General features: G+C 74.4%; 27 protein-coding genes. 8 read left to right on the top strand and 19 right to left on the bottom strand.

From position 1 onward, the window contains the following. Positions 1-19 precede the first annotated feature (19 nt). The 3 genes from QOZ88_RS17515 to QOZ88_RS17505 all read right to left on the bottom strand — a co-directional run bounded on the left by QOZ88_RS17515 (position 20) and on the right by QOZ88_RS17505 (position 2,851). Positions 20-1,123, bottom strand: coding sequence for a ScyD/ScyE family protein (locus QOZ88_RS17515; RefSeq protein WP_306000999.1), 1,104 nt, complete (start codon positions 1,121-1,123; stop codon positions 20-22). A gap of 187 nt (positions 1,124-1,310) precedes the next feature. Further along, entirely contained in the window at positions 1,311-2,324 is a 1,014-nt protein-coding gene (locus tag QOZ88_RS17510) for a GGDEF domain-containing protein (RefSeq protein WP_306000998.1), read from the bottom strand. Between the two features lie 65 nt (positions 2,325-2,389). Continuing rightward, the gene (locus tag QOZ88_RS17505; protein WP_306000997.1) at positions 2,390-2,851 is read right to left on the bottom strand and encodes an NUDIX domain-containing protein; all 462 of its coding nucleotides are present in this window, start codon (positions 2,849-2,851) and stop codon (positions 2,390-2,392) included. A 187-nt stretch (positions 2,852-3,038) separates the two neighbouring features. On the opposite strand from QOZ88_RS17505, the gene QOZ88_RS17500 reads away from it, so the two are divergent. The 4 genes from QOZ88_RS17500 (at position 3,039) to QOZ88_RS17485 (ending at position 6,937) form a co-directional block, all read left to right on the top strand. After that, the gene (locus tag QOZ88_RS17500; protein ID WP_306000996.1) at positions 3,039-3,779 is read left to right on the top strand and encodes a hemerythrin domain-containing protein; all 741 of its coding nucleotides are present in this window, start codon (positions 3,039-3,041) and stop codon (positions 3,777-3,779) included. A 51-nt stretch (positions 3,780-3,830) separates the two neighbouring features. After that, the gene (locus tag QOZ88_RS17495) at positions 3,831-4,892 is read left to right on the top strand and encodes a DUF5925 domain-containing protein (protein ID WP_306000995.1); all 1,062 of its coding nucleotides are present in this window, start codon (positions 3,831-3,833) and stop codon (positions 4,890-4,892) included. A 149-nt stretch (positions 4,893-5,041) separates the two neighbouring features. Then, a complete protein-coding gene (locus QOZ88_RS17490; RefSeq protein ID WP_306000994.1) occupies positions 5,042-5,716 on the top strand; it encodes a hypothetical protein in 675 nt (224 codons plus the stop codon). Between the two features lie 426 nt (positions 5,717-6,142). Further along, a complete protein-coding gene (locus QOZ88_RS17485; protein WP_306000993.1) occupies positions 6,143-6,937 on the top strand; it encodes a transglycosylase domain-containing protein in 795 nt (264 codons plus the stop codon). 46 nt (positions 6,938-6,983) lie between these two features. Here QOZ88_RS17485 and QOZ88_RS17480 read toward each other — a convergent pair whose 3' ends face one another. Continuing rightward, on the bottom strand, positions 6,984-7,157 hold the full coding sequence (locus tag QOZ88_RS17480; protein WP_306000992.1) for a hypothetical protein: 174 nt from the start codon (positions 7,155-7,157) through the stop codon (positions 6,984-6,986). Positions 7,158-7,427: 270 nt separating this feature from the next. On the opposite strand from QOZ88_RS17480, the gene QOZ88_RS17475 reads away from it, so the two are divergent. After that, on the top strand, positions 7,428-8,063 hold the full coding sequence (locus tag QOZ88_RS17475) for a hypothetical protein (protein ID WP_306000991.1): 636 nt from the start codon (positions 7,428-7,430) through the stop codon (positions 8,061-8,063). A 236-nt stretch (positions 8,064-8,299) separates the two neighbouring features. Here the strand turns inward: QOZ88_RS17475 and QOZ88_RS17470 are convergent, their stop codons facing one another. The 15 genes from QOZ88_RS17470 to QOZ88_RS17400 all read right to left on the bottom strand — a co-directional run bounded on the left by QOZ88_RS17470 (position 8,300) and on the right by QOZ88_RS17400 (position 20,468). Continuing rightward, entirely contained in the window at positions 8,300-9,223 is a 924-nt protein-coding gene (locus QOZ88_RS17470) for a DUF4253 domain-containing protein (protein ID WP_306000990.1), read from the bottom strand. Between the two features lie 260 nt (positions 9,224-9,483). Further along, complete coding sequence (locus QOZ88_RS17465) at positions 9,484-10,359, bottom strand: NUDIX hydrolase (protein WP_306000989.1); 876 nt, start codon at positions 10,357-10,359, stop codon at positions 9,484-9,486. A 75-nt stretch (positions 10,360-10,434) separates the two neighbouring features. Then, entirely contained in the window at positions 10,435-11,184 is a 750-nt protein-coding gene (locus QOZ88_RS17460; protein ID WP_306000988.1) for a hypothetical protein, read from the bottom strand. Beyond that, positions 11,181-11,858 (bottom strand): helix-turn-helix domain-containing protein, encoded by a 678-nt coding sequence (locus QOZ88_RS17455; protein ID WP_306000987.1) that lies wholly within the window; start codon positions 11,856-11,858, stop codon positions 11,181-11,183. Before QOZ88_RS17455 ends, QOZ88_RS17460 begins: the two co-directional genes overlap by 4 nt. A gap of 143 nt (positions 11,859-12,001) precedes the next feature. Further along, on the bottom strand, positions 12,002-12,238 hold the full coding sequence (locus tag QOZ88_RS17450; RefSeq protein WP_306000986.1) for a hypothetical protein: 237 nt from the start codon (positions 12,236-12,238) through the stop codon (positions 12,002-12,004). A gap of 144 nt (positions 12,239-12,382) precedes the next feature. Further along, positions 12,383-13,390 carry a hypothetical protein gene (locus QOZ88_RS17445; RefSeq protein ID WP_306000985.1) on the bottom strand — a complete coding sequence of 336 codons (1,008 nt, stop codon included), beginning with the start codon at positions 13,388-13,390 and terminating at the stop codon, positions 12,383-12,385. Positions 13,391-13,450: 60 nt separating this feature from the next. Continuing rightward, a complete protein-coding gene (locus QOZ88_RS17440) occupies positions 13,451-13,738 on the bottom strand; it encodes a hypothetical protein (protein WP_306000984.1) in 288 nt (95 codons plus the stop codon). A gap of 84 nt (positions 13,739-13,822) precedes the next feature. Further along, positions 13,823-15,481 carry a nuclease-related domain-containing DEAD/DEAH box helicase gene (locus tag QOZ88_RS17435; protein ID WP_306000983.1) on the bottom strand — a complete coding sequence of 553 codons (1,659 nt, stop codon included), beginning with the start codon at positions 15,479-15,481 and terminating at the stop codon, positions 13,823-13,825. Next, the gene (locus QOZ88_RS17430) at positions 15,478-16,779 is read right to left on the bottom strand and encodes an exonuclease domain-containing protein (protein ID WP_306000982.1); all 1,302 of its coding nucleotides are present in this window, start codon (positions 16,777-16,779) and stop codon (positions 15,478-15,480) included. Before QOZ88_RS17430 ends, QOZ88_RS17435 begins: the two co-directional genes overlap by 4 nt. Positions 16,780-17,048: 269 nt before the next feature. Then, positions 17,049-17,420: a type II toxin-antitoxin system death-on-curing family toxin gene (locus QOZ88_RS17425; RefSeq protein ID WP_306000981.1), complete on the bottom strand. Its 372-nt coding sequence runs from the start codon at positions 17,418-17,420 to the stop codon at positions 17,049-17,051. Then, positions 17,417-17,623 carry a ribbon-helix-helix protein, CopG family gene (locus QOZ88_RS17420; RefSeq protein WP_091932094.1) on the bottom strand — a complete coding sequence of 69 codons (207 nt, stop codon included), beginning with the start codon at positions 17,621-17,623 and terminating at the stop codon, positions 17,417-17,419. The genes QOZ88_RS17425 and QOZ88_RS17420 overlap by 4 nt, the downstream gene beginning before the upstream one ends. An 88-nt stretch (positions 17,624-17,711) precedes the next feature. Beyond that, the gene (locus QOZ88_RS17415; RefSeq protein WP_306000980.1) at positions 17,712-18,824 is read right to left on the bottom strand and encodes an Lsr2 family DNA-binding protein; all 1,113 of its coding nucleotides are present in this window, start codon (positions 18,822-18,824) and stop codon (positions 17,712-17,714) included. Next, positions 18,811-19,455 carry a hypothetical protein gene (locus tag QOZ88_RS17410; protein ID WP_306000979.1) on the bottom strand — a complete coding sequence of 215 codons (645 nt, stop codon included), beginning with the start codon at positions 19,453-19,455 and terminating at the stop codon, positions 18,811-18,813. The genes QOZ88_RS17415 and QOZ88_RS17410 overlap by 14 nt, the downstream gene beginning before the upstream one ends. 132 nt (positions 19,456-19,587) lie before the next feature. Continuing rightward, the gene (locus QOZ88_RS17405) at positions 19,588-19,980 is read right to left on the bottom strand and encodes a hypothetical protein (protein WP_306000978.1); all 393 of its coding nucleotides are present in this window, start codon (positions 19,978-19,980) and stop codon (positions 19,588-19,590) included. A 170-nt stretch (positions 19,981-20,150) separates the two neighbouring features. Further along, on the bottom strand, positions 20,151-20,468 hold the full coding sequence (locus QOZ88_RS17400) for a DUF3303 domain-containing protein (RefSeq protein ID WP_306000977.1): 318 nt from the start codon (positions 20,466-20,468) through the stop codon (positions 20,151-20,153). A gap of 284 nt (positions 20,469-20,752) precedes the next feature. On the opposite strand from QOZ88_RS17400, the gene QOZ88_RS17395 reads away from it, so the two are divergent. From QOZ88_RS17395 to QOZ88_RS17385, 3 genes are all read left to right on the top strand, one after another. Further along, positions 20,753-21,535: a thioesterase family protein gene (locus tag QOZ88_RS17395; protein WP_306000976.1), complete on the top strand. Its 783-nt coding sequence runs from the start codon at positions 20,753-20,755 to the stop codon at positions 21,533-21,535. 65 nt (positions 21,536-21,600) lie between these two features. Further along, the gene (locus tag QOZ88_RS17390) at positions 21,601-23,049 is read left to right on the top strand and encodes an ADP-ribosylglycohydrolase family protein (RefSeq protein WP_306000975.1); all 1,449 of its coding nucleotides are present in this window, start codon (positions 21,601-21,603) and stop codon (positions 23,047-23,049) included. Beyond that, the gene (locus tag QOZ88_RS17385) at positions 23,021-23,176 is read left to right on the top strand and encodes a hypothetical protein (RefSeq protein ID WP_306000974.1); all 156 of its coding nucleotides are present in this window, start codon (positions 23,021-23,023) and stop codon (positions 23,174-23,176) included. The genes QOZ88_RS17390 and QOZ88_RS17385 overlap by 29 nt, the downstream gene beginning before the upstream one ends. Positions 23,177-23,204 lie beyond the last annotated feature (28 nt).

Here is a 23,204-nt window from a genome sequence, read left to right as displayed (position 1 = left end):
TCCCGGTGCTACCGCCGGATCAGGGAGCCGCCGTCGTGAAGGCGCCCGGGCCGACCCGCTGGATCTCACCGGCCGACGGGATGCCGAGGAAGCCGGCGATGCTCCACGCCGAGGCGTAGAGGTCCCCGCCCTCGATCTCCAGGCCGGTCGGCATGGTGACCTGCGCGGTGGACCGGTCGCCGTCCCGCTCGATCCGGGTGAGCTCGCCGACCGTCGACGGGTCGAAGTCCGTCGGCGGCGGGCCCTCACCCATCGGCGCGCCCTCGAGCACGTTGGAGACGTAGACCGTGCCCTTGCGGTCCACGGCCACCCCCGTGACGCCGGTCAGGCCATCGATGACGCCGACCTGCGTGCCGTGCTGGTCCAGCACGTACACCCGCGCTGCGCCGGGCACCTCCGCGCCCAGCGTGCCGACGTAGATCTTCCCGTCCGGCCCCTCGGTGATCTCCGTGGGCACCGGGTCGCAGCCGACCGTGCCCGGGTTGTTGAACGCCTCCGCGCACCCCTCGACGTCGGTGACCACCGGCGGGACGAAGAAGGTGCTGATCTCCCCGGTCTTGCGGTCGATGGAGAGGACGGCGTTCGCACCGGCGTCCGAGACGAGGATCCGGTGCGGCTGGGCGAGCACCGAGAACGGGTTGGACAGCGTCTCGAACGGCTCGCCGTCGACGAACTGCTGCTGGCCGTCGGGGTTGTTGTCGAGCTCGTACTGCAGGAGGTCCCAGGTCCGCAGGATCTCCCCGCCCGGCGTCGCCTCGACCACCTGCTGGCTGGGCAGGCCCTCGCCCGCCTCCGGCGGACCGGCGAACTCCCCGATCGCGACGTAGATCAGGCCGCGCACGTAGTCGACGCCCTGGGCGTTGCCCAGGCCGGACAGGATGGTGTGGGACCGCCCCCCGCGCGGGTCGATCCAGGTCACCTCCCCCGTGTCGGCCTCGGCGACGATAAGCCGGCGCCCCTTGTACTCGCTGAGCTGCCGTGGTCCGTCGAGCCCTCCGACGACGGTGGTGACGTCCCCACCCGGGGCGTGCCCCTTGCCGTCGTCCGCGCCGGCCGCCGCCGGTGACACGACGACCAGCGCCATGGCCGCGGCTGCACCCGCCGCCGCCTTGAAGTACCGCATCCCTGTTCTCCCTCGATCGACTCCCCGTGGAATGCGGGCGAACCTGCCAGGGAGCCGGGTGCCGCAGGCCATGCTCTGTCTCGCCGCGATCACGACCGTGCGCGCCGTCACGGACTGCGATGCATCCGACTTGCTGGGTGACCCGGTTCGGGAACTCCCGGGTGAGAGCGCGGTGACCTGCGGTTCCTCAGCCGCGAGGCGGCCGCACCCCGGGCATCGCGCCGTCGGGGCGGGCGGCGGGACCGGGGAAGAGTTCCGCCCGGCCGCGGCCGAGGAGCTTGGCGTCGTAGAGCGCGCGGTCCGCGCCGCGCATCAGCTGGGAGGCGCTGTCGCCGGTCGCGTGCTGGGTGACGCCGCAGGAGAGCGGGACGTCGGGGTGCAGGGCGCAGATGCGGCGGACGAGGGCGAGCGCGTCGAGGCCGCGCGTCCCGGGCAGCAGCAGCGAGAACTCGTCGCCGCCGTGCCGGGCGAGCACCGCACCGGCCGGCAGCTCGGCCTGCCAGACGTCGGCGACCCGGCACAGCACCCGGTCGCCGGCCTCGTGGCCGTAGGTGTCGTTGACCTGCTTGAAGTGGTCGACGTCGAGGAGCGCGGCCGACAGCGGCTCGCGGGTGCGGGCCGCCTCCGACAGCAGCTCGTCGAGCGCCTCGTCGAAACCGCGGCGGTTGCGCAGCCCGGTCAGCGGGTCGCGGCTGGCGCCGGAGGCGCGGATGACCAGCCGGCGGATGACGACGCCGAGGCCGACCAGGACCGCGTCCAGGCCCAGCGCCGTGGCCGGCGGCACCTGACCGGAGGCGTGCATCGCCGCGGTGACGGCGCCGACGGCGAGCGCCAGGTGCACCCACGCCCGGCGGCCGGAGAAGAACAGGTGCGCGTCGACCACCACGAAGGCGATGAGCGCGGCGGCGGCCAGCGCGGTGGCGGGGTCGGGGCTGACCAGCACGCCGATCGAGATGAGCACGGTCGCCGAGCCCACGACGACGTCGAAGACCGGGCGCGGCCACCGGGCACCCCAGCGGCCGACGCCGGCCGCCGCGGCCAGCGCGGTGAGCGCCAGGACGAGCAGGACGGGGCGGTGCGCGCCCGGCCCGGCCCCGGCGGTGATGAGCAGCCCGGCCGCGCCGCCGAACCCGTAGAGGATGGCGAGCGTCTGCGCCATGACGCGCAGCGTCGCCACCTCGGGCGCTCGGGAGCGGCTCACCCGTCGTACATCGGAACCGCGCGATCCCACCTTGAGACCCCGGCCGGGTGATCCCCTCGCAGTGGTCAGCCGGCGAGGTGCGCGGCCAGCCGGTCGAGGAAGGGCAGCTGCGCCTGCACGATCTTCGCCCGCGCGGTGGTGAGGTCGAACCAGGCGGCCCGGTCGATCTCCGGGAACTCCTGCACGCGCCCCGATCGCGGCGGCCACTCCAGCGGGAAGGTGCCGCTGCTGATCGCCGTCGCGTCGAGGTCCCCCTCGGCCGCCCAGACGGTGAGCAGCTTGCGGCCCCGCACCTCGCCCAGCGGGTGCAGCGCCGCGGCGGGCACCGGCCGGCCGAGTTCCTCGGCGAACTCGCGGCGCGCGGCGGCCTCGCCGTCCTCGTCCGGGCCGTGCTCGCCCTTGGGGATCGACCAGGCGCCGTCGTCCTTGCGCGCCCAGAACGGGCCGCCCATGTGGCCGAGCAGCACCTCGACGCCGTTCCCGCCACGGCGGAACAGCAGGACGCCGGAGCTGCGGACGGGCGGCATGCGTCCAGCCTCGCAGCAACTCCCGACCACCGGCGCCCGGGCCTCCGCCCGGGCGCCGGTGCGTCGTCGTCCCGGAGCCCCGTTCCGCGAAACGGTCCCGTCCGGACCGGGACGTCCGCCCCTGTCGGCCGGGACGTCCCCGTCCCTAGCGTCGACCCCAGCTCCAGCCGACTCCCGACGAGGTGCCATGACCGCCGCGGTCCTCCCCCGCCCCGAGCTGCCGACCCCCGTCCCCTCCTCTCCTGCTCCGCCCGCGCCGGGCGGCGCCGCGACCGCCTACCAGCGGGTGCTGCACCGGGCCGTGCACCGGGAGCTCCGGCTGCTGGCCGAGCTCGCGTCGTGGGCGACCACCGACGACGCCGGCCGCACGACCGAGCTCACCGAGCACGCCGACCTGGTCGCACGGGTGCTGCTCGCGCACCACGCGGTCGAGCGGGAGCGGCTGTGGCCCGCGCTGCTCCGGTCGCTGCCGGCCGCGGAGGTGGACGGCGCCCGGCGGCACCTGCTCGCATGGACGGACCGGACCGCCCCGCTGGACTCCCGGCTCCGCGACCTCTCGACCGCGACCCGGCAGTGGGCCGTGGCCGGCACGGGCCCCGCGCGCGACGCCTTCGTCCGCGCCTGCGGGCTCGTCGCCGACGCCGTGGCGGAGCCCACCGCGGCGGACGAGGCCGACCTGCTGCCGCTGCTCGCCGCCCACCTGCCGGCCGGTGAGTGGGCCGCCGCGATCCGCGCGTCGGGGTCGACCCTCTCGGGCCGCGAGCAGATGCTGGTGCTGGGCCTCGTGCTCGAGGACGCCTCGGCCATCGACCGCGCCCGCGTGCTCGCCGCCCTCCCGCCCGCCGTCCGGACCGCGTGGCGCGCGGTCGGCCGCCGCAACCACCGCGCCGCCGTCGTCCGGTTGCGCGGCGCACCGCCGGCCCTCTGAGCGCCGCCGGCCGGGCCGGGACCGTCGGTCCTCCGCCGTAGCGTGGCCGTCATGGGGGACGACGGGCTGGACGCGCACTACTGGCTGAGCTACCTCAGCGAGGTGGGCACCGGCCTGCTGGTGCGCGCCCAGTGGGAGGGCATGCGGTACGCCCGCGACGCGGAGGTCGCCGGCGCGGTGGCCGACCCGCCGGCGCTGCTGCCCGAGGGCGCGGAGATCCGGCTGGACCAGCAGCTGAGCGACCAGCGCACGGTCGTCGCCGCCTGGGGCGGGGTGCTCGCCCGCATCGACGGGGGCGGGCAGGTCACCGAGATCGACGTCGTCGGCCGGGAGCGCGCCGAGGTCGAGGCGGCGGTGGCGCACCTCGCGGACGGCGCCCGGCGCGCCGCCACCCTGCCCGAGGGCTCGGTGCGCATGCGCTTCTGGGCCGAGCGGGACGGCGAGGGCTCAATGACCACCCGCCGGGTCGAGGCGCCGGCGTGGGAGGAGGTGGCGGGCAACTACACCGCCCGGACGGCGGCCGCGCTCGGCGACCTCATGGCCCTGCGCTCGCCCGCCACCCGGGCCGGCCGGCTGGTGCTCTGGCACGGCGCCCCGGGCACCGGGAAGACGACGGCGGCCCGCGCGCTCGCGCGGGCGTGGGCGGGGTGGTGCCAGACGCACTACGTCATGGATCCGGAGCGGCTGTTCGACGGCCCGCAGTACCTGCTGGACGTGGCCGGGGCCGGCGCGGACCGGGACGACGGGAAGTGGCGCCTGGTGATCGCCGAGGACTGCGACGAGTACCTGCGCGCGGACGCGAAGCTGCGCGCCGGCGCCTCGCTGGGCCGGCTGCTCAACCTCTGCGACGGCATCCTCGGCCACGGGCTGCGGGTGCTGGTGCTGCTCACCACCAACGAGGACGTCGGCCGCCTGCACCCGGCGATCACCCGCCCGGGCCGGTGCCTGAGCCAGGTCGCGTTCGAGCCGCTGTCGGCCGCCGAGGCGCGCCGGTGGCTCGGCAGCGGGGCCACCGCGCCGGAGAGGCCGATGACGCTGGCGGAGCTGTACGCCGTGCGGGAGGACCGGGCGCAGGACCCGGCGCACCGGGAGGAGCCCGGCGGCTACCTCTGACCCGGCGCGCACACCGGATGTGACCCGGCGTTCACACCGGGTGCACAGGTGCCGTCCAGGCCGGTCGCATCCGGCCTCGCCATCGTCGGCCGGGTGAGCCCCAGCCCCTCCGCGCAGCGTCGGTCCCCCGTGGCCGGTGCGTCGTGCTGATGTCGCTGCTCAGCGCGGATCACCTGGTGTTCCTGGCGGTGCTGCTGCTGCCCGCGCCGCTGGCCGCCGTCGGCCGCGGGTGGCGGGAGGAGCCGTCGCTGCGCGGCACGCTGACCCGCGCCGGGCTGCTCGTCGCCGCGTGTTGCGGGGGCTTCGCGCTCGGGGTCGTGTTGTCGGGCGGGGTGCCGGCGGTGGCGCTGGAGATGCTGGTGGCGGCGGCGACCGTGGTGGCGGCGGTGCACGCGGTGCGGCCACTGGCGCGGCACGGCTCCGCGTGGCTCGCCGGGCTGCTCGGGGTGCTGTCCGGCGCATCGCTCGCGCCGCCGGAGGTTCTCGGTACCGGGCTCGCCCTGCTGGCGGCGGTGGCGGTGCTCCTGCCGCTGGTCGTGCTGGTGAGCCGGTCGCGGGCCTACCCGGGAGTGCGGGTGGTCGTGGCGGTCGCGGGCGTGGTCGTGGCGGGGGCCTCCGGAATCGCGGCGCTCGCCGGCGGCGAGTCGGTGCTGCAGCCGCTGTTCGACGTGGTCGCGGGCGACCCGTCGGTGTCCCTGCTGGTGCTCGCCGCGGCGGCGTTCCTGGTGTGGGAGCTGTTCCCGCCGGTACCGGCCGAAGAGTCACCGGTCCCGGTCGAGGAGGCACCGGTCCCGGCCGAGCGGGAGCCGGTCGGCGTTCGGTAGCCGGTTCGACCGGCCGGCCGCCGTACCATCGATTCTCGACGCCGACCTGAGGAGCACCGCCTCGTGGCCTCCGTCCCGCCCGACTCCCGCTCCACCCGCTGGCTCCGGCGTCGGCCCACCGAGCCGCTACCGCAGCAGGAGCCGACGCGCCGGCCGCGGTTCGACCAGCCGCCGCCCCAGGGCAACGACTGGTACGCCGGACCGCCGTCCGCCGGTGGTCCGCCGCCGCCCCGCACCTGGCCCGGGGAGGCACCCCAGGTCCCGTGGCCGTCGGCGCCGCCCGGGGGCTCGTTACCGCCGCCGCGGGGCCCGTTCCCCCCGCCGCCGCGGGGGCCCTTCCCGCCGTCCGCGCGCCCGGCCCCGCCGACCGGTCCGGAGCGCGGTCGCCGTCGTCGCCTGCGCGCGCCGCGGCGCCGGCGCGGGCTGGTGCGCCGCATCGTCCGGGTGCTGGCGGTGCTCGGCGTCGTCCAGGCGCTGGTCGTGCTCTCGCTGCGCTGGGTTGACCCGCCGACGACGGCGTTCATGGCGGCCAACCCGGAGGGCTCGATCCAGCAGTCGGTGCCGGTCGAGCACGTGTCGCGGAACTTCCTCGCCGCGGTGATCGCGCACGAGGACGCCCAGCTCCCCTACCGCGACGGCGCCTTCGAATGGGACGCGCTGTGGGCCCGCGCGACGGCGCACCTGTCCGGCGAGGAGGACCCGTCGGGGTCGACGATCCCGCAGCAGATGGCGAAGAACCTGTTCCTGAACCAGGAGCTCAGCGCCTGGCGCAAGGGGCTGGAGGCGGCGCTGTCGGCGGAGCTCGCGGCGTTCGTCGACGACCGGCGCATGCTCGAGCTGTACGTCAACTACGCGCAGTTCGGCCCGACGGTCTACGGGGTCTGCGCGGCCGGCTGGTACTACTTCGACTCCCCGCCTGCCGAGCTGTCGGCCGAGGAGGCGGTGATGCTGGTCGGCCTGCTGCCCTCGCCCGGGCACGTCCAGCGGGCGCCCGGCGGCGGCATGGACTTCGAGGTCGAGGACGGCATGGGCTGGCTGTCCCGCTCGCACGTGCTGAACGCGCAGGCGCGGGTCCCCCGCCACCTCGACCGGCTGGGCTTCACCCCGGTCGAGGACGCCGGCGTCGAGGGGCTGGCCTCCGAGCAGGAACCCTCGGGCGACGACTGCTCGACGCCCCCGCAGGAGGTCACCGACCTGATCGCCGCGGAGGGCACCGCCTGAGGGCGTCGCACGCCGGGAGCCCGAGGGTGGGCTCCCGGCGTCGCGCTCAGCGGTCGTCCGCGTCCTTGCCGAGCTGGGAGTTGGGGACGACGGGGCGCGGTCGCTGCAGACCCGCGTCGAACCGCTGGGTGGCCTCGAGCTCGGCCGTCTCCGGAGCGGCGTGCCGCCCCAGCTGAGGCATCTTGAACTCGGCCGTCTCATCGAGCAGGTGCTTGCCCACACCGTGTCCTTCCGTGGAGGGTTTGGGTCAGCGTACGAGCGGATGCCGACGGTTCGCGGGACGTCGGTCGAAGGTGCAGGTCGGCTGTGACGGGTGTGGTGTCCGGGGTGTCCCGGCTCGGCCGAGCGGCAGCGTGACCGACGACGCGGACGCTCCGCCGTGCCCGATCCGGTGGGTGACCGGGACGCCCTTCGTGCCCTGGCCGGGCGGCTCGCCGGTGCCGAGGCCGCCCGAACGGTTCTCCTCGTCCCCTCGTGGTAGCTCACGCAGGTGGACACGCGCACTCTGCTGCTGGGCGACTGGACGCCGGTGATCCGGGACGGCATCGACGTCCTGCGGTTGGTGATCCTGGGCGGGGCCGCCACGTACGCGGTGGCCGGCGACTGGGGTGCGGCGGCGCTGCTCGCCTTCTTCGGCGCCATCACCGTCGTCGCCCGGCTGTTGAACCTGCCGCGGCCCTACGACCTGTCGCTGACCGTGGCGATGGCGCTGCAGGGGTTCGGCGAGGTACTCGGCCTCTACGACGAGTGGGTGCGCTTCGACGACCTGGTGCACTTCACGCTGCCGATGCTCACCGCACCGGTCGTCTACATCGCGTTGGCGCGGGCGGAGGTCGTGCCCGACCCCCGCGACGAGACCCACCTGCCGCACTACGTCGGTATCGCCGTCGTCACCGCCGCGCTGGGCATCTCGCTGGGCGCGCTGTGGGAGGTCTACGAGTGGCGCTCCGACGCGTGGCTGGGCACGGACCTCTCGATCGACAACGACGACACCAACGGCGACCTGGTGCGTGACTCCCTGGGGTCGCTGGTCGGGGCCGCGCTGCTGGTGGTGTGGGCGCGGTTCGGCTGGGGGTCTGTGCGGCGCATCCCCGGGGTGAACACCCACGAGGACGTCGACGCCTGAAGCCGGTGCCCTCGGCGGCCCGGTGACCGGTCGATCGGGAGGCGGGCCCGTTGGCACAAGTGGAGGTGTCGCACGCCCTGTTGTGCCAACGGGCCCGTCGAGGGCCTCAACCGGGCGCAGGCCGGGCACGCCGGCCTCGGCCGTTCCGGCACTCGGATCGGGACGCGAGCGACCTTCGCCGAGGGCTACCGATCCGGACGACCGACGGATCGGCGTGCTGGCGACCGGTCCGGTGGTCAGTCCCACCAGAGCTTCCAGACCGGCCGGTCCACGAGGAGCCGGGCCAGCCCCTCGATCGTGCCGCCCGCCGTGTAGCCGAAGCCGTCCAGCGGACCGTCTTCCGCCAGCACGTCGGGGCAGAGCGCGGCCATCTCCGCTGCGACCGGGAGCGCGACCGACACCTCCGCGGGCGGGTGGGGCACCAGCAGGGTGAGGGTGGCGAAGCCCAAACCGGCGAGCACGACGCCGAAACGGTCCTCCCAGCTGCGGAGCACGGCGGAGACCTCTTCCGCCCTCCTGCTGTTGATGGCACCGAGCCAGCCGATCGCGGCGATCGCGTCGGCGGGCCGCCCGCACGGAACCAGACCGATCCGCGCCCAGCCGCGCAGGTCGATCGCATCCCCCGGCACGTCAGCAGGCCGGGCCCCGAGGCGCAGCGGCGCCGACAGCCCGGGGAACCCCGCGCCGAACGGGCGCAGGTGCTGGACGTAGGGGTCGGGCCCCATGGGCACGAGGCCCTCCGCCCACCCCCGGGCCAGCACGGCCAGCGGGTGGAGAGCGTCGACCTGCGCCAGGGGAACCGGCTCGAGCTCTCCGGAGTCCCACGGGCGGTCGGGGTCCCCACCACCGAGCGGGGTGAGCAGCAGCGGCCACAGACCCGTGTCCGGGTAGAGATCGACCAGGCGCCGCCACATGGCCGCCGGGTCGTCGGACGGATGGTCGGCGAACCAGAGCACTGGCACGGACGCCGCGTCGGGGGTGGTTCCGCGTGCGACGGCGGGACGGCCGGCGCCGAGGTCGACGTCCCCGAGCCGGAGCCGGCCGGCAGCCGGGAGCTCAGGGTGCAGCGCCGACGGGACGCCGACGTTCCACAGCGAGGGAACCGGGACGCAGGCCTCGTCCAGCGACGAGGGGAGGGAGGAGTGCGGGAAGCGGGACATGGCCTGACCGTGACTCACCGCCTGCCGGAGCGAGAGGCATCGGCGGACTCTGTGGATGCGACCGCTGCATCCACAGGTCCCGCCACTGGGCCGCCCTTCACCGGACGGTGAGCCGCCGCTCCACTAGGGACCACTCGAGCCGGGCGGCAGCTTCGGGAACCGCAAGGTCGGCCGGCCGACGGCGACTGTGGGCACGCCTCTCCGGCGGAGGGCCCCGACCGTGCGGCCGACGACCGCATCGACGTCATCACCGGGTCGACTCAACTGATGGTGGTCGGGTCGGTGTCATGCGCCCCTAAGGGCTCGACCAGCCCGGAGAGCGGAGCCGGGCCGTCGTCCCCGTCGTACAGGTACTCGAGCCGGCCGTCGTCGAGCACCGGACGGGCCAGGATCGGCCGGATGCGGCGCGGCGCCGCCATCGCGGAGGCGACGTCCGGATGGGCGGTGAGGTCGCGCAGGGTCGACGCGGTGGCGTTCATCATGGTCAGCGACCCGTCGAGGAAGCCCTCGAACGCCTCGACGACCGGCAGCCAGGTCACCCGGTCGGCCTCGCCGCCGACGTCGCGGGTGCGCTGACCGGCCGGGAGCCCGGCGAGGAAGAACCGGGTGTCGAACCGGCGGGCCGACCACTCCGGCGTGATCCAGTGCGCCCACGGGCGAAGCAGGTCGGCGCGCAGCAGCAGGGACCGCGCCGTCAGGAAGTCGCTCAACGCCAGCGTGCCATCGATGAGCGCCAGCCGGTCGCGCTCCCAGTCGTCGCCGGTGGTGTCGGTGACCGGCGTGCCGTCCCGGTGCGCGGCGAGCAGGACGCCGGACTCCTCGAACGTCTCGCGGACCGCCGCCGCGACGAGTGCGGTCGCCAGCCCGGGATCGCAGGAGAACGCCGCCGCCCACTCGGCGGGTGCTGGGCCGGCCCAGTGCCCGGCGGCCTCGCGGTCGCGGAGGTCGACCGAGCCGCCCGGGTACACGTGCATGCCGGGAGCGAAGGCCATGGTCGGACGGCGCCGGAGCAGGTAGACCTCCGGGCCGGTCGCCCCGTCGCGGAGCAGGACGACGCTGGCGGCGTCGCGGGCCGCCACGACGTCGGTCTCCCCGCGCAGGTAGCGCGCGACGAGCTCCGTGCGGTCGGCAGCCATGGCGGTCATGCTCGCACCGGGAGGCCTGGGACGAACCGACGCCCAGGATTCAGGCGCGTGCTGTCCGGGACGAGGTCAGTTCAACAGCAGGCGCCAGGTGGCGTAGCCGTCGTCGGCCGCCTCGCCGAGCCGGCGCCACTCGGCGGCGGCCGGATCGCCGAGCACCTTGTCGAGCCGCTGCAGCCGCTTGCGGTCACTGCCGGCGAAGCGGTCCCGCTCAGCGAGCGGGTCGGCGATGAGGCCGGTCAGGAAGGCGGCGTCCCCGCTGTGCCGCTCCCGGTCGCGGGCGTCGGTCGCCCAGGCGGCGGCCTTCAGCACCAGGGCGCCGAGGGGGTCCGGCACCGGGACGTGCGCCGTCCGCGCGCCTTTGGCGACGTGCACCCGCATCGCCCGGCGCAGCGCCTGGGTGCCACCCTCGATGCGGATCGTGTCGCCACCGACCGTGCGCAGCCGCCGGCGCGGCGGGGTGTGGTCCGGGGCGAGGACGTCGGCGCGCGCCTGGTCCCGGGCCCGGACGAAGCGGTAGACCTTGCCGGCGGCGTCCGGCTGCGGCTCGAGGTCCAGCTCCCGCACCGCGCGCACGCAGCGCGCCAGTCCCGCCTCGTCGGTGAGCAGGTCGGCGAGGACGTCGACGTCCTGGCTGGCCCGTGTCGCCACCCGCCCGGCGAGCAGGCCGTGCAGCATCACCATCTGGCCGCCGACGAGCACCCACCCGGTGGGTGGCAGCTGCTCGGCGAGGTCGAGGACGAGCTCCCAGAGGGTGTCCAGCGGGCCGGCCAGCGCCGGTAGCTCGACCTGCGGCTGCGGTGGTCCGGCGCCGGTCACCGGGGCAGGTCACCCAGCGCGGCCGCGAGGAGGACCAGGCCGGCCCGACGGGTGCGCACGTCGGGTGACTCGGCGAGGTCGACGGCGACGACCGCGGCCGGCATGTGCGCGCGGCCGGGAAGGTTCAGCTCGTACCGCGGCACGCGCACGACGAGGTTGGGCTCCCCGCGTTCGGACAGGCCGAGGTCGCGACGCAGCCCCGCGAGCGTGCTCTCGGCGCAGTACACCTCGGCCGCAGCCTCGGGGGCGACGATGTCGGCTCCGACGGCGGCCGCCGCGGTCAGCCCGGAGGGCACGACGCCGTCGGTGTCCAGGAGCCGCTGCCGGTAGGCGGGCAGCACCCGTAGGTCGTGTCGCTCCGCGCGGTCGCGGGCGGCGGCGACCAGGCGCTCGGCGTCGTAGCCGCGCAGCCGGCCCAGCAGGCGCGAGCGGTCGGCGGGCGGCAGCCAGTCGACGTCCTCGCCGGAGAGCTGCCACAGCGCGGCCCACACCGTCCGGGGTGCCAGGGCGCGCCCCGCGGTGATCGGCAGGCGCGCCCGGCCTTCCACGGCGTCCTCGTCGAGCACGAGCGTGCGCCCGACCCGGCGGGCGGTCAGCTTGCCGGCGCGGATCAGCCGGCGGACCTGCTCCGGCTCGACGCCGAGACGCTCGGCGGCCTGGTCCACGGTCAGCATGCCGATTCCCCTCATTGGCACAAACAGGTGTGTTGCACGACCTATTGTGCCAACGAGTCGGCTGCGGGTGCCCGAGGCGCGCAGGAGGGGCGACGGTTCCGCACCGGGCAGACGTGGACGGCGGACCGCAACGACCCCAACGGTCACCTGCGGTCGGCGTCGCGCACTTCCAGGATGGCTTCACCGGACAGCCGACTGCCGGTGATGAGCACGCGATGCTGCACGCGGTCCCACAACGAGTCCGGGCTCGGGCGCCGGGCGAGCGCCACCAGTTGCCCGCGCAGGGACTCCTGCAGCGGCTGACCGGCTCGGGCCGCGCGCGTCGCCAACTCTGCCGCGACGTCATCGGGAACGTCAGGGACGGTCATGGACACCGGCATGCGTGCAAGGTGACGGCGGTCGCAGCGGTACGGCAGCGGAGACAACAGGGATGCGTCCTTCTGACGCCACACCGCCCGCATCGCGGGGTGGCACCTCGCAGCGCCGCCCCGCGATGGTCCCGCCGGAGGCAGGAAGCGGCTCGATCAAGCAGCCTCCGCAGGGAAGACGACGAGCGATCCGTCGCGGCTCCGCTCGATCTCGATCGCGACGTCAGCCTGGTGGAGGCCGACATCGAGGCCGTCACCCAGAGCCCGGAGCCGATACGCGGTCGTGAGGAGGTGGTTCACCTCTCCCGGCGTGACGACGACGCTGAGGAAGCCGCCGGAACGCTTCACCTTGAGAGTCGACAGCCGGTGGAGCACCGAGGTGATCCCGGACTCCAGTTCGTCGACGCGACGCTCGTCTTCCTTCAGGGAACGGATGAAGGTCTTGAAGGGATGGTTGCCGCCCTCGAGTTGGGCATGCTCGACGGCCTGGAGGACCAGCACCCGGCGCTTGAGAGCGATCACGAGCCTCGCAAGCTCGAGGTGCGCACGGAAGGCGCCGCCGTCCTCGTCGATGCCCGGGAACGCCTTCGTGAGCGCGCCGACCTCCACCGGTCCGTCAGGGAGCTTGTCCAGCGCTTCTTGCCACTTGCCGAGCCGCCTGCGGGTCTGCTCCATCGCCTTGCCGATGGCATGCACGGCGGAGTCGAGGCCCAGGGACAGCCCGAGGCGACCCTGGTCGAGGAGGATCGAGGTGGCCTTGTCGATGGCGTCACGGCAGCCGTCGAGTTCGCTCCGCTCCGCATCGAGCTTGTCCTCGTGCAACTGCTCGAGCAGGTCGGTGATCCGCTCGATCGACTCCTGGCGCTGCTGATCGGCATGCGCGCTGACGCCGACCGCTACGGCCATCAGGACCAGAGGCGCGGCCACCGTCAAAGCCCCGGCGCCCGCGGCCGCCACCCCTGCGGTCGCGGCCGACCCGCCCACCGCTCCAGCAGCCGCTGCCTTGCCCGCAACGGGGACGAACGCGGCGTGGGAAGTGACTCCGGAGGAGTTGACCAGAGCGCTGCGAATCCCTCCCGCGACCCCCTTGGCGGCCATGGGTCGCACGAGCCCCTTGCCGACCTCTGCTGCGACCTTGGCCGGGACCACCATCCGGTACAGCACCTCACCGCTCGAGGCGGCGTTCAGCGTCGGCGAGGCTGACTTCGCCGTCTGCGCGACCAGCTACGACAGCTGCTGCACCAGGGGGCTCGCCGCGTGCAGCCCGATACCGCCGTTCCGGTCGCGTCGGGTGGACATCGGATGCGCTTCCAGGGTGGCGATCGGAGCCGCGGCGAGTGTCGCCAGGGCTGTCCTCAGCTCCGCGAGACGGGCGGGCGTCATACCTTCGTCGCCCAGCACATCGGGAACGCTCACGTCCTCGGTGGCGAGCGTCCACACCGGCACGGGCGCGTTGCTATCGGCAGTCACGTACTTCTTCTTCCCGGGTTGGTCTTCCAGCGCAGACGGCATCAGCGGCAGCTGACGGCGGCATCGGTGCGCCCCATGATCGGTCCGATCGACGGGTCTCCCCGTACATCGGCGGTTCGGCGAGGCTCACCGTCCGCGCCCGTCCCCCTCCTTGCTCGACAGCCGCTGCGCCACGGCCGGGCCACCGACGCGTCGGATGAGCTCCAGGTCGCCGCAGACGACGAGCAGGTCGCGGGCGCGGGACAGCGCGACGTAGAGCATCTCTTTGGCGCGCGCCTCGTCCCGGAAGCCGTTGACGGCCAGCACGACGGCCGGCCGCTCCAGTCCCTTGAAACCGAGCACGTGGCCGTAGAAGACGTCGTCGTCCTGCCAGTAGGTCGCCCAGTAGGCGTCCTGCCCCTCGGCCTGCCGCTCCACCTGGACGGGGTGGCGCCGGTGCGTGGTCAGCAGCGCGACCGACTCGGGCGGCCACCCGTCGTCCAGCAATTCGTCGGCGACGTCGTCGGCCGCGCCGACGGCGTCCTCCGTGGCGCACTGGACGAACCGCACCGGCACACCGGACGAGCCACGGATTCTCATCTGCTCGGGAGCGAGGCTGGAGAAGGTGCCGGCGATCTGCTTGGTGTTCCGCAGGTTCTCGTTGAGCGGGATGGGCATCAGGTCGACCGTCGGCCGGCCCTGCCGCGCGAAGATCCGCTGCCCCTCGTCGGAGAAGACGTACAGCGAGCCCGTGTCGGGGTCCCGCAGCGCCGCCAGGACGGCGTCCCACCAGCTCTGGGCGAAATCCTGACCCTCGTCGACGACGATCGCGTCGAAGCGTTCACCCGCCGGGAGCTCCGCCGCCAGCGACACCATCGCCGCGGGCAGGAACTCCTCCCAGTAGCCGCTGTCGTCGTCCGAGCCCGGCTCCACGCCCCAGCCGATGCCGAGGTTGTGGAAGGTGCCGACGTAGGCCGGCCGCTGCCGCTTGGGCAGCGTCTCGACGCGACGCTTGAGGAACTCGGCCAGGCCGCGCGAGTAGCACATGACCGCGACCCGCTGCCCGTCCGCGGCGAGGCGGCGTGCCTTCTCGACGGCGAGCCAGGTCTTCCCGGAGCCGGCACCGCCCCGGATCTCCACCCGGGGGAAGGACGCCAGCAGGTCGAGGACCTTGACCTGGTCCCGGGTGAGCAGGTCGCAGGCGGCTTCGCGCTCGGCGAGCTGGGCGAGCAGGTGCTGCTGCGGGATGGCGGTGCCGGCCAGGCAGTCGACGAGCGCCTCGACGTCCTCGGCGGTGGGCGGGTCGGGCTCGTCGCGGACCTTCTCCAGCGCGGCCCTGATCCGGGCGGCTGCGTGCGGGACGTCGGTCGTGTCGATCGCCATCCAGCGGGCGAGGCCGGGCGCCATGAAGTCCGATGCCAGCGTGGTGGCCGGCAGCGCGACGAGGTGCGCCGTCCGGGGCCGGCCGGCGGACCAGCGCGGGTGACCGGCGAGGTAGCCGCACAGCAGGTACTTGCAGGCGACGGTCTGGTCGACCGGGTGGATCACGTGGTCGGTCCCGTCCCCGCCCTGCCGCCACTCCCCCCGCTGCAGCGTGACGTGGCCGCCCTTGACCTCGACGACGGCGACGCCCACGCCCGGCCAGGCGACGACGACGTCGGCCTCGCGGTCCTGCTGCCCGTCGCTCAGCCGGACGTTGCAGAAGACGGCGGCGTCGTCGGGCAGCTGGTCGCGCAACGTCCGGACGAAGAGCTCCTCGGAGCTATGGGCGAACTGCGGGTCGTCGGGGAACAGGCGGGCGGTCACGCGCACGCCCCGGTCACCGAGAGCGCCTCCCAGAACACCGCCTCGCTGATCACCCGGACGCCGAGCGCCCGCGCCTTGCTGGCCTTGCCCGACTGCGAGTGCGGGTCGGCGCAGACGAGGACGCCGGTCTGCTTCGACACCGAGGACATCGGCCGCAGGCCGGCATCCCGGGCGGCCTGCTCGAGCTCGTCGCGGGTGCGGCTCATCGCGCCGGTGAAGACGACCCGGTCGCCGGGCGAGAAGACCTCGGCCCGCCGGGGCAGCGAGACCTGTGCACCGCTGCGGACGACCGACAGCGCCACGTCGACGTCCTTGCTCCGCATGCCGAGCAGCGCCGCCACGCGCTCGAGGTCGGTCCGCTCCCCGTCGGTGACCACGCCGTCGGCGTACGCGGCAGTGGCCAGCGCCTCCAGGTAGACGCGGTGCGCGGCCGTGACGTGGTCGGGCCCGCAGCCGAGCTCGCCGGCGAGCGAGACCAGCTGGTCGGCCTCGGCGACGCTGACCAACCGATCCTCCAGCACCTGGTCGAGCACGGTCAGGTACGGCGCCATGCTGGGCGGCGCGTCGTCCAGCGCCGGCAGTGCGGCGACGAGGCCGGAGAGGTAGCCGTCCCGTTCGCGGATGGCGGCGGTCGCGGCGTCGCGGGGCAGCGTCCGGCACGGCGGGCAGGTGCCGCCGTCGGCGTAGGCACTCGCGGCGGCGACGAGGTCGGTCCAGCCGCCGTCGAGGGCCTCGAAGCCGCGGTAGCTGCCGTCCTCGGCGAAGTCGACGCGGACACCCGCACCGGCCAGCGACCCGCCACCGAGGTCGGAGGCGAGCATGGCCAGCATGAGCTCCGCGGTGGCGCGGGCGTCGTGGAGCGCGGCGTGGCCGTGCACGAGCGGGATGTCGAGGAAGCCGCAGAGCGCCTGGAGCGACCGCGTGCCCGAGCCGAAGAACAGCGGCGCCAGGCGCATCGTGCACAGCGTCGGTGACAGGGCGGTCGGCTGGCCGGCGCGGCCGAACTCGCGGGCGAGGAAGCGCAGGTCGAACAGCGCGTTGTGGGCGACGAGCACCCGCCCGGCGAGCAGCGAGCGCAGGTGCGGCGCGACGTCGGCGAAGGCCGGTGCGTCGACGACGTCGCCGGCGCTGATGCCGTGCAGCCCGGTCGGGCCGACGTCCCGGCCCGGGTTCACCAGGGTCTCGAACTCGGCCTCGACCTCACCGCGGTCGTCGAGCAGGACGACGCCGATCTCCACGACCCGGTCGGTCCGCGGGGACAGGCCGGTGGTCTCCACGTCGACGACGGCAACGGTCACGACGGCTCCTTCGCGCTCGCGGCCGGACGTCGACCGAGGGGGGGCGGACGCGGCGGACCATGACACAGCCGACCGACGGAAGCCGGGGTTTCGGGCCGAACCGGTCCGCTCGTGCCACACGTGCCCCAGGGCCACCTCCCGGCAATTCGGCGGGCAGGCGGAGCGGCACGTTGCACACGGGCTCGCCTGTTGTCTCGCCGACGCCTCCCTGGCCCCGTCTCCGGCCGAGAGCGCCTACCGGAGGGCCGGACGCCCGCCCGCGGGAGAACTCAGCGTGGAGCGATCCGGAGTCGGTCGGCGATCGCCTCGACGTCGACGCCGCCGGCCGCCACGTCCATCACCAGCGTGAATGCTGCATCGTCGTCCAAGTCGGGAGCGTGGCCGTTCAGGTCGAGGAAGACCACCGTGGCCAGCCAGCCCAGCCGCTTGTTGCCGTCGACCAACGCATGGTTCCGGACGACCGAGTGCAACAGGGCCGCAGCCTTCAGCGGAAGCGTCCCGTAGGCGTCCTGCCCGGACGCCTGTGCCCGAGGGCGGCCGGCAGCGGAGTCCAGGAGGCCGATGTCCCTGACCGGGCCTGCGCCCAGTACTCGGGTCAGGCCCAGCAGGTCCTCCAGGTCGAGGTACTCGACCTCGATCACGCCGTACCGAGGCGATGCAGGACGTCGCCCCACTGCTCCACCAGCCGCGCGGAGCTCTCCTGCACCCGCGCGGCGTGGCCGCTGCGCGCATGCCGCTCCAGAACGGCACGCCGGACGATCTCCTGCCGCGAGGTCCCCTCCGCTTCTGCGAGCGCTGCGAGCGCCCGCTCCAGCTCGTCGTCGATGCGCAGCGTCATGGCCATGAGCGCGATGGTATCGCCGTGATACCACCTCCGGTAACCCGTTTCCGATTCCGCTCCCCCGGCCGCCGCTCGGCCATGAATGCCCCGATCAGCCCGCCGACTGGTGGTAGCGACGGAGCAGGTCGGCCGGGATCCGGCCGCGGTCGCTGACGTCGATGCCCTGCGTCCGGGCCCAGGCCCGGATCTCGGCGGACGACGCGGGCCGGGCCGGCACCGGCCGGCCGGGAGCGAACGAGCCCTCGACCGTCTCGGTCGCGCGCGCCGCGCCCAGCTCGGCGAGGCAGGCGCCGAGCCAGCGGTAGGTCCACTCCTGCGCCAGCGGCCGGGTCTCGCAGAACACGACCGGCACCGAGGGGAAGCGGGCCTGGGCCTCCGCCAGCGCCTCGGGGACCCCGGCGCCGGGAGCGTGCGGGAGCTTGAACAGCCGACTGTAGCGGTCCTCGACCACGACGGCGGCCCGCGGCAGCGCCGTCAGCTCGGCGAGGGCGTAGGTGAGCTTCCCCGACAGCAGGCTGCCGGCGAGGTCCTCGAGGGTTTTGCGCTCGACGGCGGCGACCGCGTTGCCGTCGAGCTCGACGGCGTAGTCCCCGGCGGCGAGCCGCTGCCGCCGGGTGGTCGCCTGCTGGGCACCGAACGCGTACGGGTACTTCTCGCCGCTGTCGACCAGGATGTCGAGCACCTGGCCGTGCGCGCGAGCGGTGGGCAGGTGCACACCGGGGCGGGCCTGCTTCGTCGTGCGCGGGGACTGCCAGAAGATGACCTCGCGGCCGCGGGCCCGCGTGATGACCAGTTGCGAGCGGTTCTCCCGCGCGCGGGCCAGCACCAGGTCGATCGCGGGACCACGGCGGGAGCAGGAGCGGACGGGGTGCCGTTCGACGATCTCCGCGTCGTCCGGCCACTCCTCGGCCCGGTGGCAGTACACCTTCGACGTCCGCGGCCAGGGCTCCTTGGCCTTGATGACGACGCCGACCGGCCCCAGCGGGATCCGCACCAGGTAGGGCAGCGTGGAGTCGGGGTCGGGGTTGCGCGCCACGAGCAGGTCGTCGACCACGATTCCAGCCTGGCACGGCGCCGTCAGCTTCCTGGCGATGGCCCGGCCGGCGAGCCGCGTGCGCGGGGGCAGTGCGACACCGGCGAAGGCCGTCACGTCGACCACGTCGGTCGAGACGCCCACCGGGACGGGCTTGCTACTCGTCCGCATCGCCGAAGGCGGACACGCACTGCTGGCACGAAGCCTCGGCGGCGACGAACGACTCGGGCGCGGTGGCCCGGCGGCAGGTGCGGCACCAGCGGAAGGAGCGGCGCCGTCGGGAGGCGACGTCCTCGGCGACCTGGCCGACGAACCAGGAGTCGTGCAGCAGCTCGTCGCGGGTGAAGCGCAACCCGTCCGTCGCGAGCGGACCGGGGCGGCGATCACCCCACGAGGTCCGCGGGCGGTCGAGCACGAACCACGGACCCTGCACACCGACCGCGAGCTGCGCCGGCTCACCGCTGACGAACCACCGCACGCCGTCCTGCCCGTCCGCTGCGCTCTCCCGCCGCCACCCGGTACCCAGGGCCCGGACGACGTCGCAGTACTCGACGTCGAGCAAGCCGGCCAGCTCCGCCTCGTCGGCGGTGGGGTCGGACTCGTCGCCCCACGCCAGGTCGCAGCTGCGGCAGACGAACGCCGGCTGCTCGTCCATCACCAGGCAGCCACCGAGCGCGACTCGGCCGCTCTCCGCCTGCTCGAACAGGTCAGACCCCGGCAACCCGTAGACCAGCGGGATGGAGTTCTCCCGCCCGCACCGGGGGCACACCCGCCCGGCCTGCACTCCCACCGACTCCGGCATCCCGCCTCCGTTCCGCGCCGTCCCACGACGGCACGGGGCGGACGATGACAGCGCCCACTGACAGCGGCGGGCGGCTCCCGGTGGTGGGACGGAGACACCACCCGAACGGGCGATGGTTCGACTGCGAGCGAGTCAGCCGGCTTCCGCAGCCGGATGCGGGTCGACGAGCGGCCCGTCCCCGCGGACCCCGTAGCTCAGCCAGGCCCGCTCCCGCGCGACGACCGGCCCCTCGTCCCCGATGTGCCGGCACCCGGGCGAGCTCTCCCCCGTGCTGGCGGAGACGACGAAGCACGTGACGTTCGGCCAGCCGGCTGCGTTGCAGAACACGCCGATGTCGGCGAGGACCCTCGATGCCGCGAGCGCCGCCAGGCCTGGCTGCAGCTGCTCGGCGAACTCCTTGTAGGTCACCGGCCGGGCGCCGGTCGCGGCGAACTCCTGCAGGAGTCGCAGCCCGTCGACCATGCGTCCTTCCCGCCCGGCCGGCCACGCCTGGGCCTCGAGGTACCGGGACAGCACCGCGTGCACCGCACGCCTCCTCGAGCCGGTGTTGCGGCCCGCTCCACGATGCAGGAGCACGGCCGACCTCGTCCGCGAGTATCACCCTCGGCCGATCGGCCGCGCAGACACCGACTGCCCTGGTACGGCTCGTGCGCCGAGCCCGTCCTTCGCCAGGAGGCGGTGACGGTGGGCCCGGCCTATGGCTGGGTGCACGGCAGCCCGTTCCGCCACTCGATGCCACGTGGTTCGCCGGCGGCTACGTCCAACACCTCCATCATCGGCACCACGGTGATGGAGAAGGGCGCGAACGCGGCGATCAGGTACTGGAGGTCGGCAGGTTCGACGGTCTCGAGGGCGGCGTACCCGGACTCGCCGACGCGGGCGACGAACTGATGGATGGTCAGGCTCGCCGGCATCTTCCACAGGGCGAGGACCTCGCGGATCCGCTTCTGCGCGGCCTCGTACTCCGCGGCCGAGCCGGTCGGCCGCTCCCGCCAGGCGACGACGTACTTCATCACGACTCTCCTTCGAGCCCTGCGAGGAGGCTCGCGCGAGTGCAGTGGCGGCCGCAAGGGAGACTGCGTCCCCGCGCGGGCGGGCGGCCGACATCTCGACGAGTCGACACAGCGCGTCGTCCCACCGGAACTGCATCGACCGGAACGGGACGATGCTCGCCCGCGTCGACACACCGAACGCCGAGCAGCCCGGCTGTTGCGTCGACTCCGCCGGTCAGCAGCGAATGGGCATCCTGCGGTTACCGCCCAGCCGCCGGCCGAGCGCCTCGGCCAGACTGCCGGTCATGGAGTTCGAGGCTTTCTACCTGCCGCTGGGCGAGAACCGGTTCGCGCCCACCCGGGCGACCGAGAGCCCGTGGGACCACGGCGCCCAGCACGGCGGACCGCCGTCCGCACTGCTGGCCCACCTCGCGGCCGACGCCGCCCGGACGACCGGCGCGGGCTCCCGCCCGGCGCGGATCAGCGTCGACTTCTTCGGCGCCATCCCCCGCCGCGAGCTGGCCGTCGAGGTGTCGCCCGTCCGACCGGGGCGGCGGATCGACCTGACCGAGGCCGTGATGACCGCCGACGGCCGCACGGTCGCCGTCGCCCGCGTGTGGTCGCTCGCCGTCGGGCCCAAGCCGCCGGTGGTCACCGAGCTAAGCCCGCCACCCGCCGTCCCCGACTCCTCGCCGCAGGAACTGTTCGGCCTGCCCGACTGGGGCTTCGGGCAGGCCATCGACTGGCGGTACACCGCCGGGTCGCCGCAGGAACCCGGGCCGGCCGACGTCTGGACCCGGGTGCGCGTCCCCCTGGTCGCCGGCCTGCCCCTCACCGGTCTCGACCGCGCGCTCATCGCCGCCGACGCCGCCAACGGCATCTCCGTGGAGCTGCCCATCGACAGCTGGTGGTCCATCCCGCCCGGCATGACGACCCACCTCACCCGCGAGCCGGACGGTGAGTGGGTGCACCTGGCCTGCCGCACGCAGATCGCCGCCGACGGCATCGGGCTGTGCCACGGCGAGCTCTCCGACGTGCACGGCTCGATCGGCGAGGTCGCCCAGCCGCTGCTCGTCCAGGCCCGCTGACGGAGCCACGAACCTCGTCCGGCGTCGCACGCACGCGCGTCACCGCTGTCGGCCAGGATGCCTGAGTGACCCAGCGCATGCACCGCTCCCACCGCGTGGCCGGCGCGCTCGTCGGCTCGGCCGTCGGCGACGCCCTCGGGGCACCGTTCGAGTTCGGCCCCCCGGGGCAGTTCTCCGCGCGCTTCCCGGTGCCGGCGCGCGGGTCGAAGACGGAGATGTGCGGCGGCGGCTCGCTGGGCTGGGAGCCGGGTGAGTTCACCGACGACACCCAGATGGCGCTGCTCGTGGCGACCTCGCTGGTGGAGCGGGGCGGGCTCGACGAGGCCGATGTCTTCGGCCGGTTTGTGGCGTGGGCGGAGGCCGAGCCGCCGGACATCGGCAACCAGACGCGCGCCGTCCTCGGCTCCGGCCGGCCGTGGGACGTCGCCGCGGCCGAGCACTTCGCGCGGTCCGGGCATGCGGCCGGCAACGGCTCACTGATGCGGACGACGCCCGCGGCCATCCGGCTCTCCCGGGAGGGGCGCGAGGCGACCATGGACGCCGGGCGGCGGATCTCGGCGCTCACCCACGGCGACCCGTCGGCGGGCGAGGGCTGCGCGATTTTCCAGGAGCTGATGCGGACGGCGCTGGACGGCGGCGACCCGCTGGCAGCGATCCCGTCCGCGCTGGAGGCGGTGGCTGCGGAGCACCGTGAGCGATGGGCGACCGTGCTGGCGCCGGACTGGACGCCGGCCGACGCCACCGAGTCGAACGGCGCGGTGTGGCCGACGCTCGGCCAGGCGGTGTGGGCGCTGCGACACGGAAGGGACTTCGCCGAGGTGCTGCGGCTGGTCATCGACCTCGGTGGCGACACCGACACGGTGGCGTGCGTGGCCGGCGGACTGGCTGGCGCGGTGTTCGGGATGGGCGGCATTCCGAGCCGGTGGGCCTCGGTGGTGCACGGCCGGGTACCCGGCCACGGCGACCGCGCATGGCGGCTGCCTGACCTGCAGCAGCTGGCAGCGGCGCTGGACGGCGGGGTGCAGCAGAACTACGAGCCGGGCGTGATCCCGCGTATCGGCCCGACTCAGGTCCTGCCCGGCATCTGGGCCGGCAACCTCGACGGCGCGCGCTACAGCGAGGAGGACTTCGCCGTCATCTCGCTGTGCCGGCTCGGTGAGCCGTTCCCGCACCCGGTGCACCGGATGGCCTACATCGCCGACAACGAGCACAACGCCGACCTCGACGTCATGCTCGCCGACGTCCTGGACGACATGAAGGCGCTGCAGGACGAGGGGCACCGACTGCTGGTGCACTGCCACGGCGGCGCCTCCCGCACCGGGCTGGTGCTGCGCGGCTGGCTGGTGCGCGAGAAGGGGATGTCGGTCGAGGAGGCGACGGCGCACGTCGCCGAGCGCTGGCCGCACCTCGGGCTCTGGAACGACAGCTTCACCGCCGCGCTGCACCGCCTGGCAGCGCGTCCCAGGATGACGACGGAGGAGACCGGTGAGCACCGCGCCGGAGCACCTCGATGACCTGACCCCGGGTGCCGATCGCGATGCCGCCGGAGCGGGCACGGAGGTCGCGAATCGACTGTCCGGCGTGACGCTGAACAAGAAGACTGCGTTGGCCGAGCCCACCGGCGAGCCGACTGAAGGCTGAGCGTGGAACCCCGGGGAGTAGCGCGAGC

It is taken from the genome of Blastococcus carthaginiensis, from assembly GCF_030731085.1.
Taxonomy (GTDB): domain Bacteria; phylum Actinomycetota; class Actinomycetes; order Mycobacteriales; family Geodermatophilaceae; genus Blastococcus; species Blastococcus carthaginiensis.
Note: the sequence above shows the minus strand (reverse complement) of the source record. Positions and strands in the feature narration are given on the sequence as shown.

Coding starts and splice junctions, on each gene's coding strand:
- QOZ88_RS17515 (WP_306000999.1), bottom strand. CDS start 1,123: ATGCGGTACTTCAAGGCGGCGGCGGGTGCAGCCGCGGCCATGGCGCTG.
- QOZ88_RS17505 (WP_306000997.1), bottom strand. CDS start 2,851: ATGCCGCCCGTCCGCAGCTCCGGCGTCCTGCTGTTCCGCCGTGGCGGG.
- QOZ88_RS17500 (WP_306000996.1), top strand. CDS start 3,039: ATGACCGCCGCGGTCCTCCCCCGCCCCGAGCTGCCGACCCCCGTCCCC.
- QOZ88_RS17495 (WP_306000995.1), top strand. CDS start 3,831: ATGGGGGACGACGGGCTGGACGCGCACTACTGGCTGAGCTACCTCAGC.
- QOZ88_RS17490 (WP_306000994.1), top strand. CDS start 5,042: ATGTCGCTGCTCAGCGCGGATCACCTGGTGTTCCTGGCGGTGCTGCTG.
- QOZ88_RS17470 (WP_306000990.1), bottom strand. CDS start 9,223: ATGTCCCGCTTCCCGCACTCCTCCCTCCCCTCGTCGCTGGACGAGGCC.
- QOZ88_RS17465 (WP_306000989.1), bottom strand. CDS start 10,359: ATGGCTGCCGACCGCACGGAGCTCGTCGCGCGCTACCTGCGCGGGGAG.
- QOZ88_RS17455 (WP_306000987.1), bottom strand. CDS start 11,858: ATGCTGACCGTGGACCAGGCCGCCGAGCGTCTCGGCGTCGAGCCGGAG.
- QOZ88_RS17450 (WP_306000986.1), bottom strand. CDS start 12,238: ATGCCGGTGTCCATGACCGTCCCTGACGTTCCCGATGACGTCGCGGCA.
- QOZ88_RS17440 (WP_306000984.1), bottom strand. CDS start 13,738: ATGCCGTCTGCGCTGGAAGACCAACCCGGGAAGAAGAAGTACGTGACT.
- QOZ88_RS17420 (WP_091932094.1), bottom strand. CDS start 17,623: ATGGCCATGACGCTGCGCATCGACGACGAGCTGGAGCGGGCGCTCGCA.
- QOZ88_RS17415 (WP_306000980.1), bottom strand. CDS start 18,824: ATGCGGACGAGTAGCAAGCCCGTCCCGGTGGGCGTCTCGACCGACGTG.
- QOZ88_RS17410 (WP_306000979.1), bottom strand. CDS start 19,455: ATGCCGGAGTCGGTGGGAGTGCAGGCCGGGCGGGTGTGCCCCCGGTGC.
- QOZ88_RS17400 (WP_306000977.1), bottom strand. CDS start 20,468: ATGAAGTACGTCGTCGCCTGGCGGGAGCGGCCGACCGGCTCGGCCGCG.
- QOZ88_RS17395 (WP_306000976.1), top strand. CDS start 20,753: ATGGAGTTCGAGGCTTTCTACCTGCCGCTGGGCGAGAACCGGTTCGCG.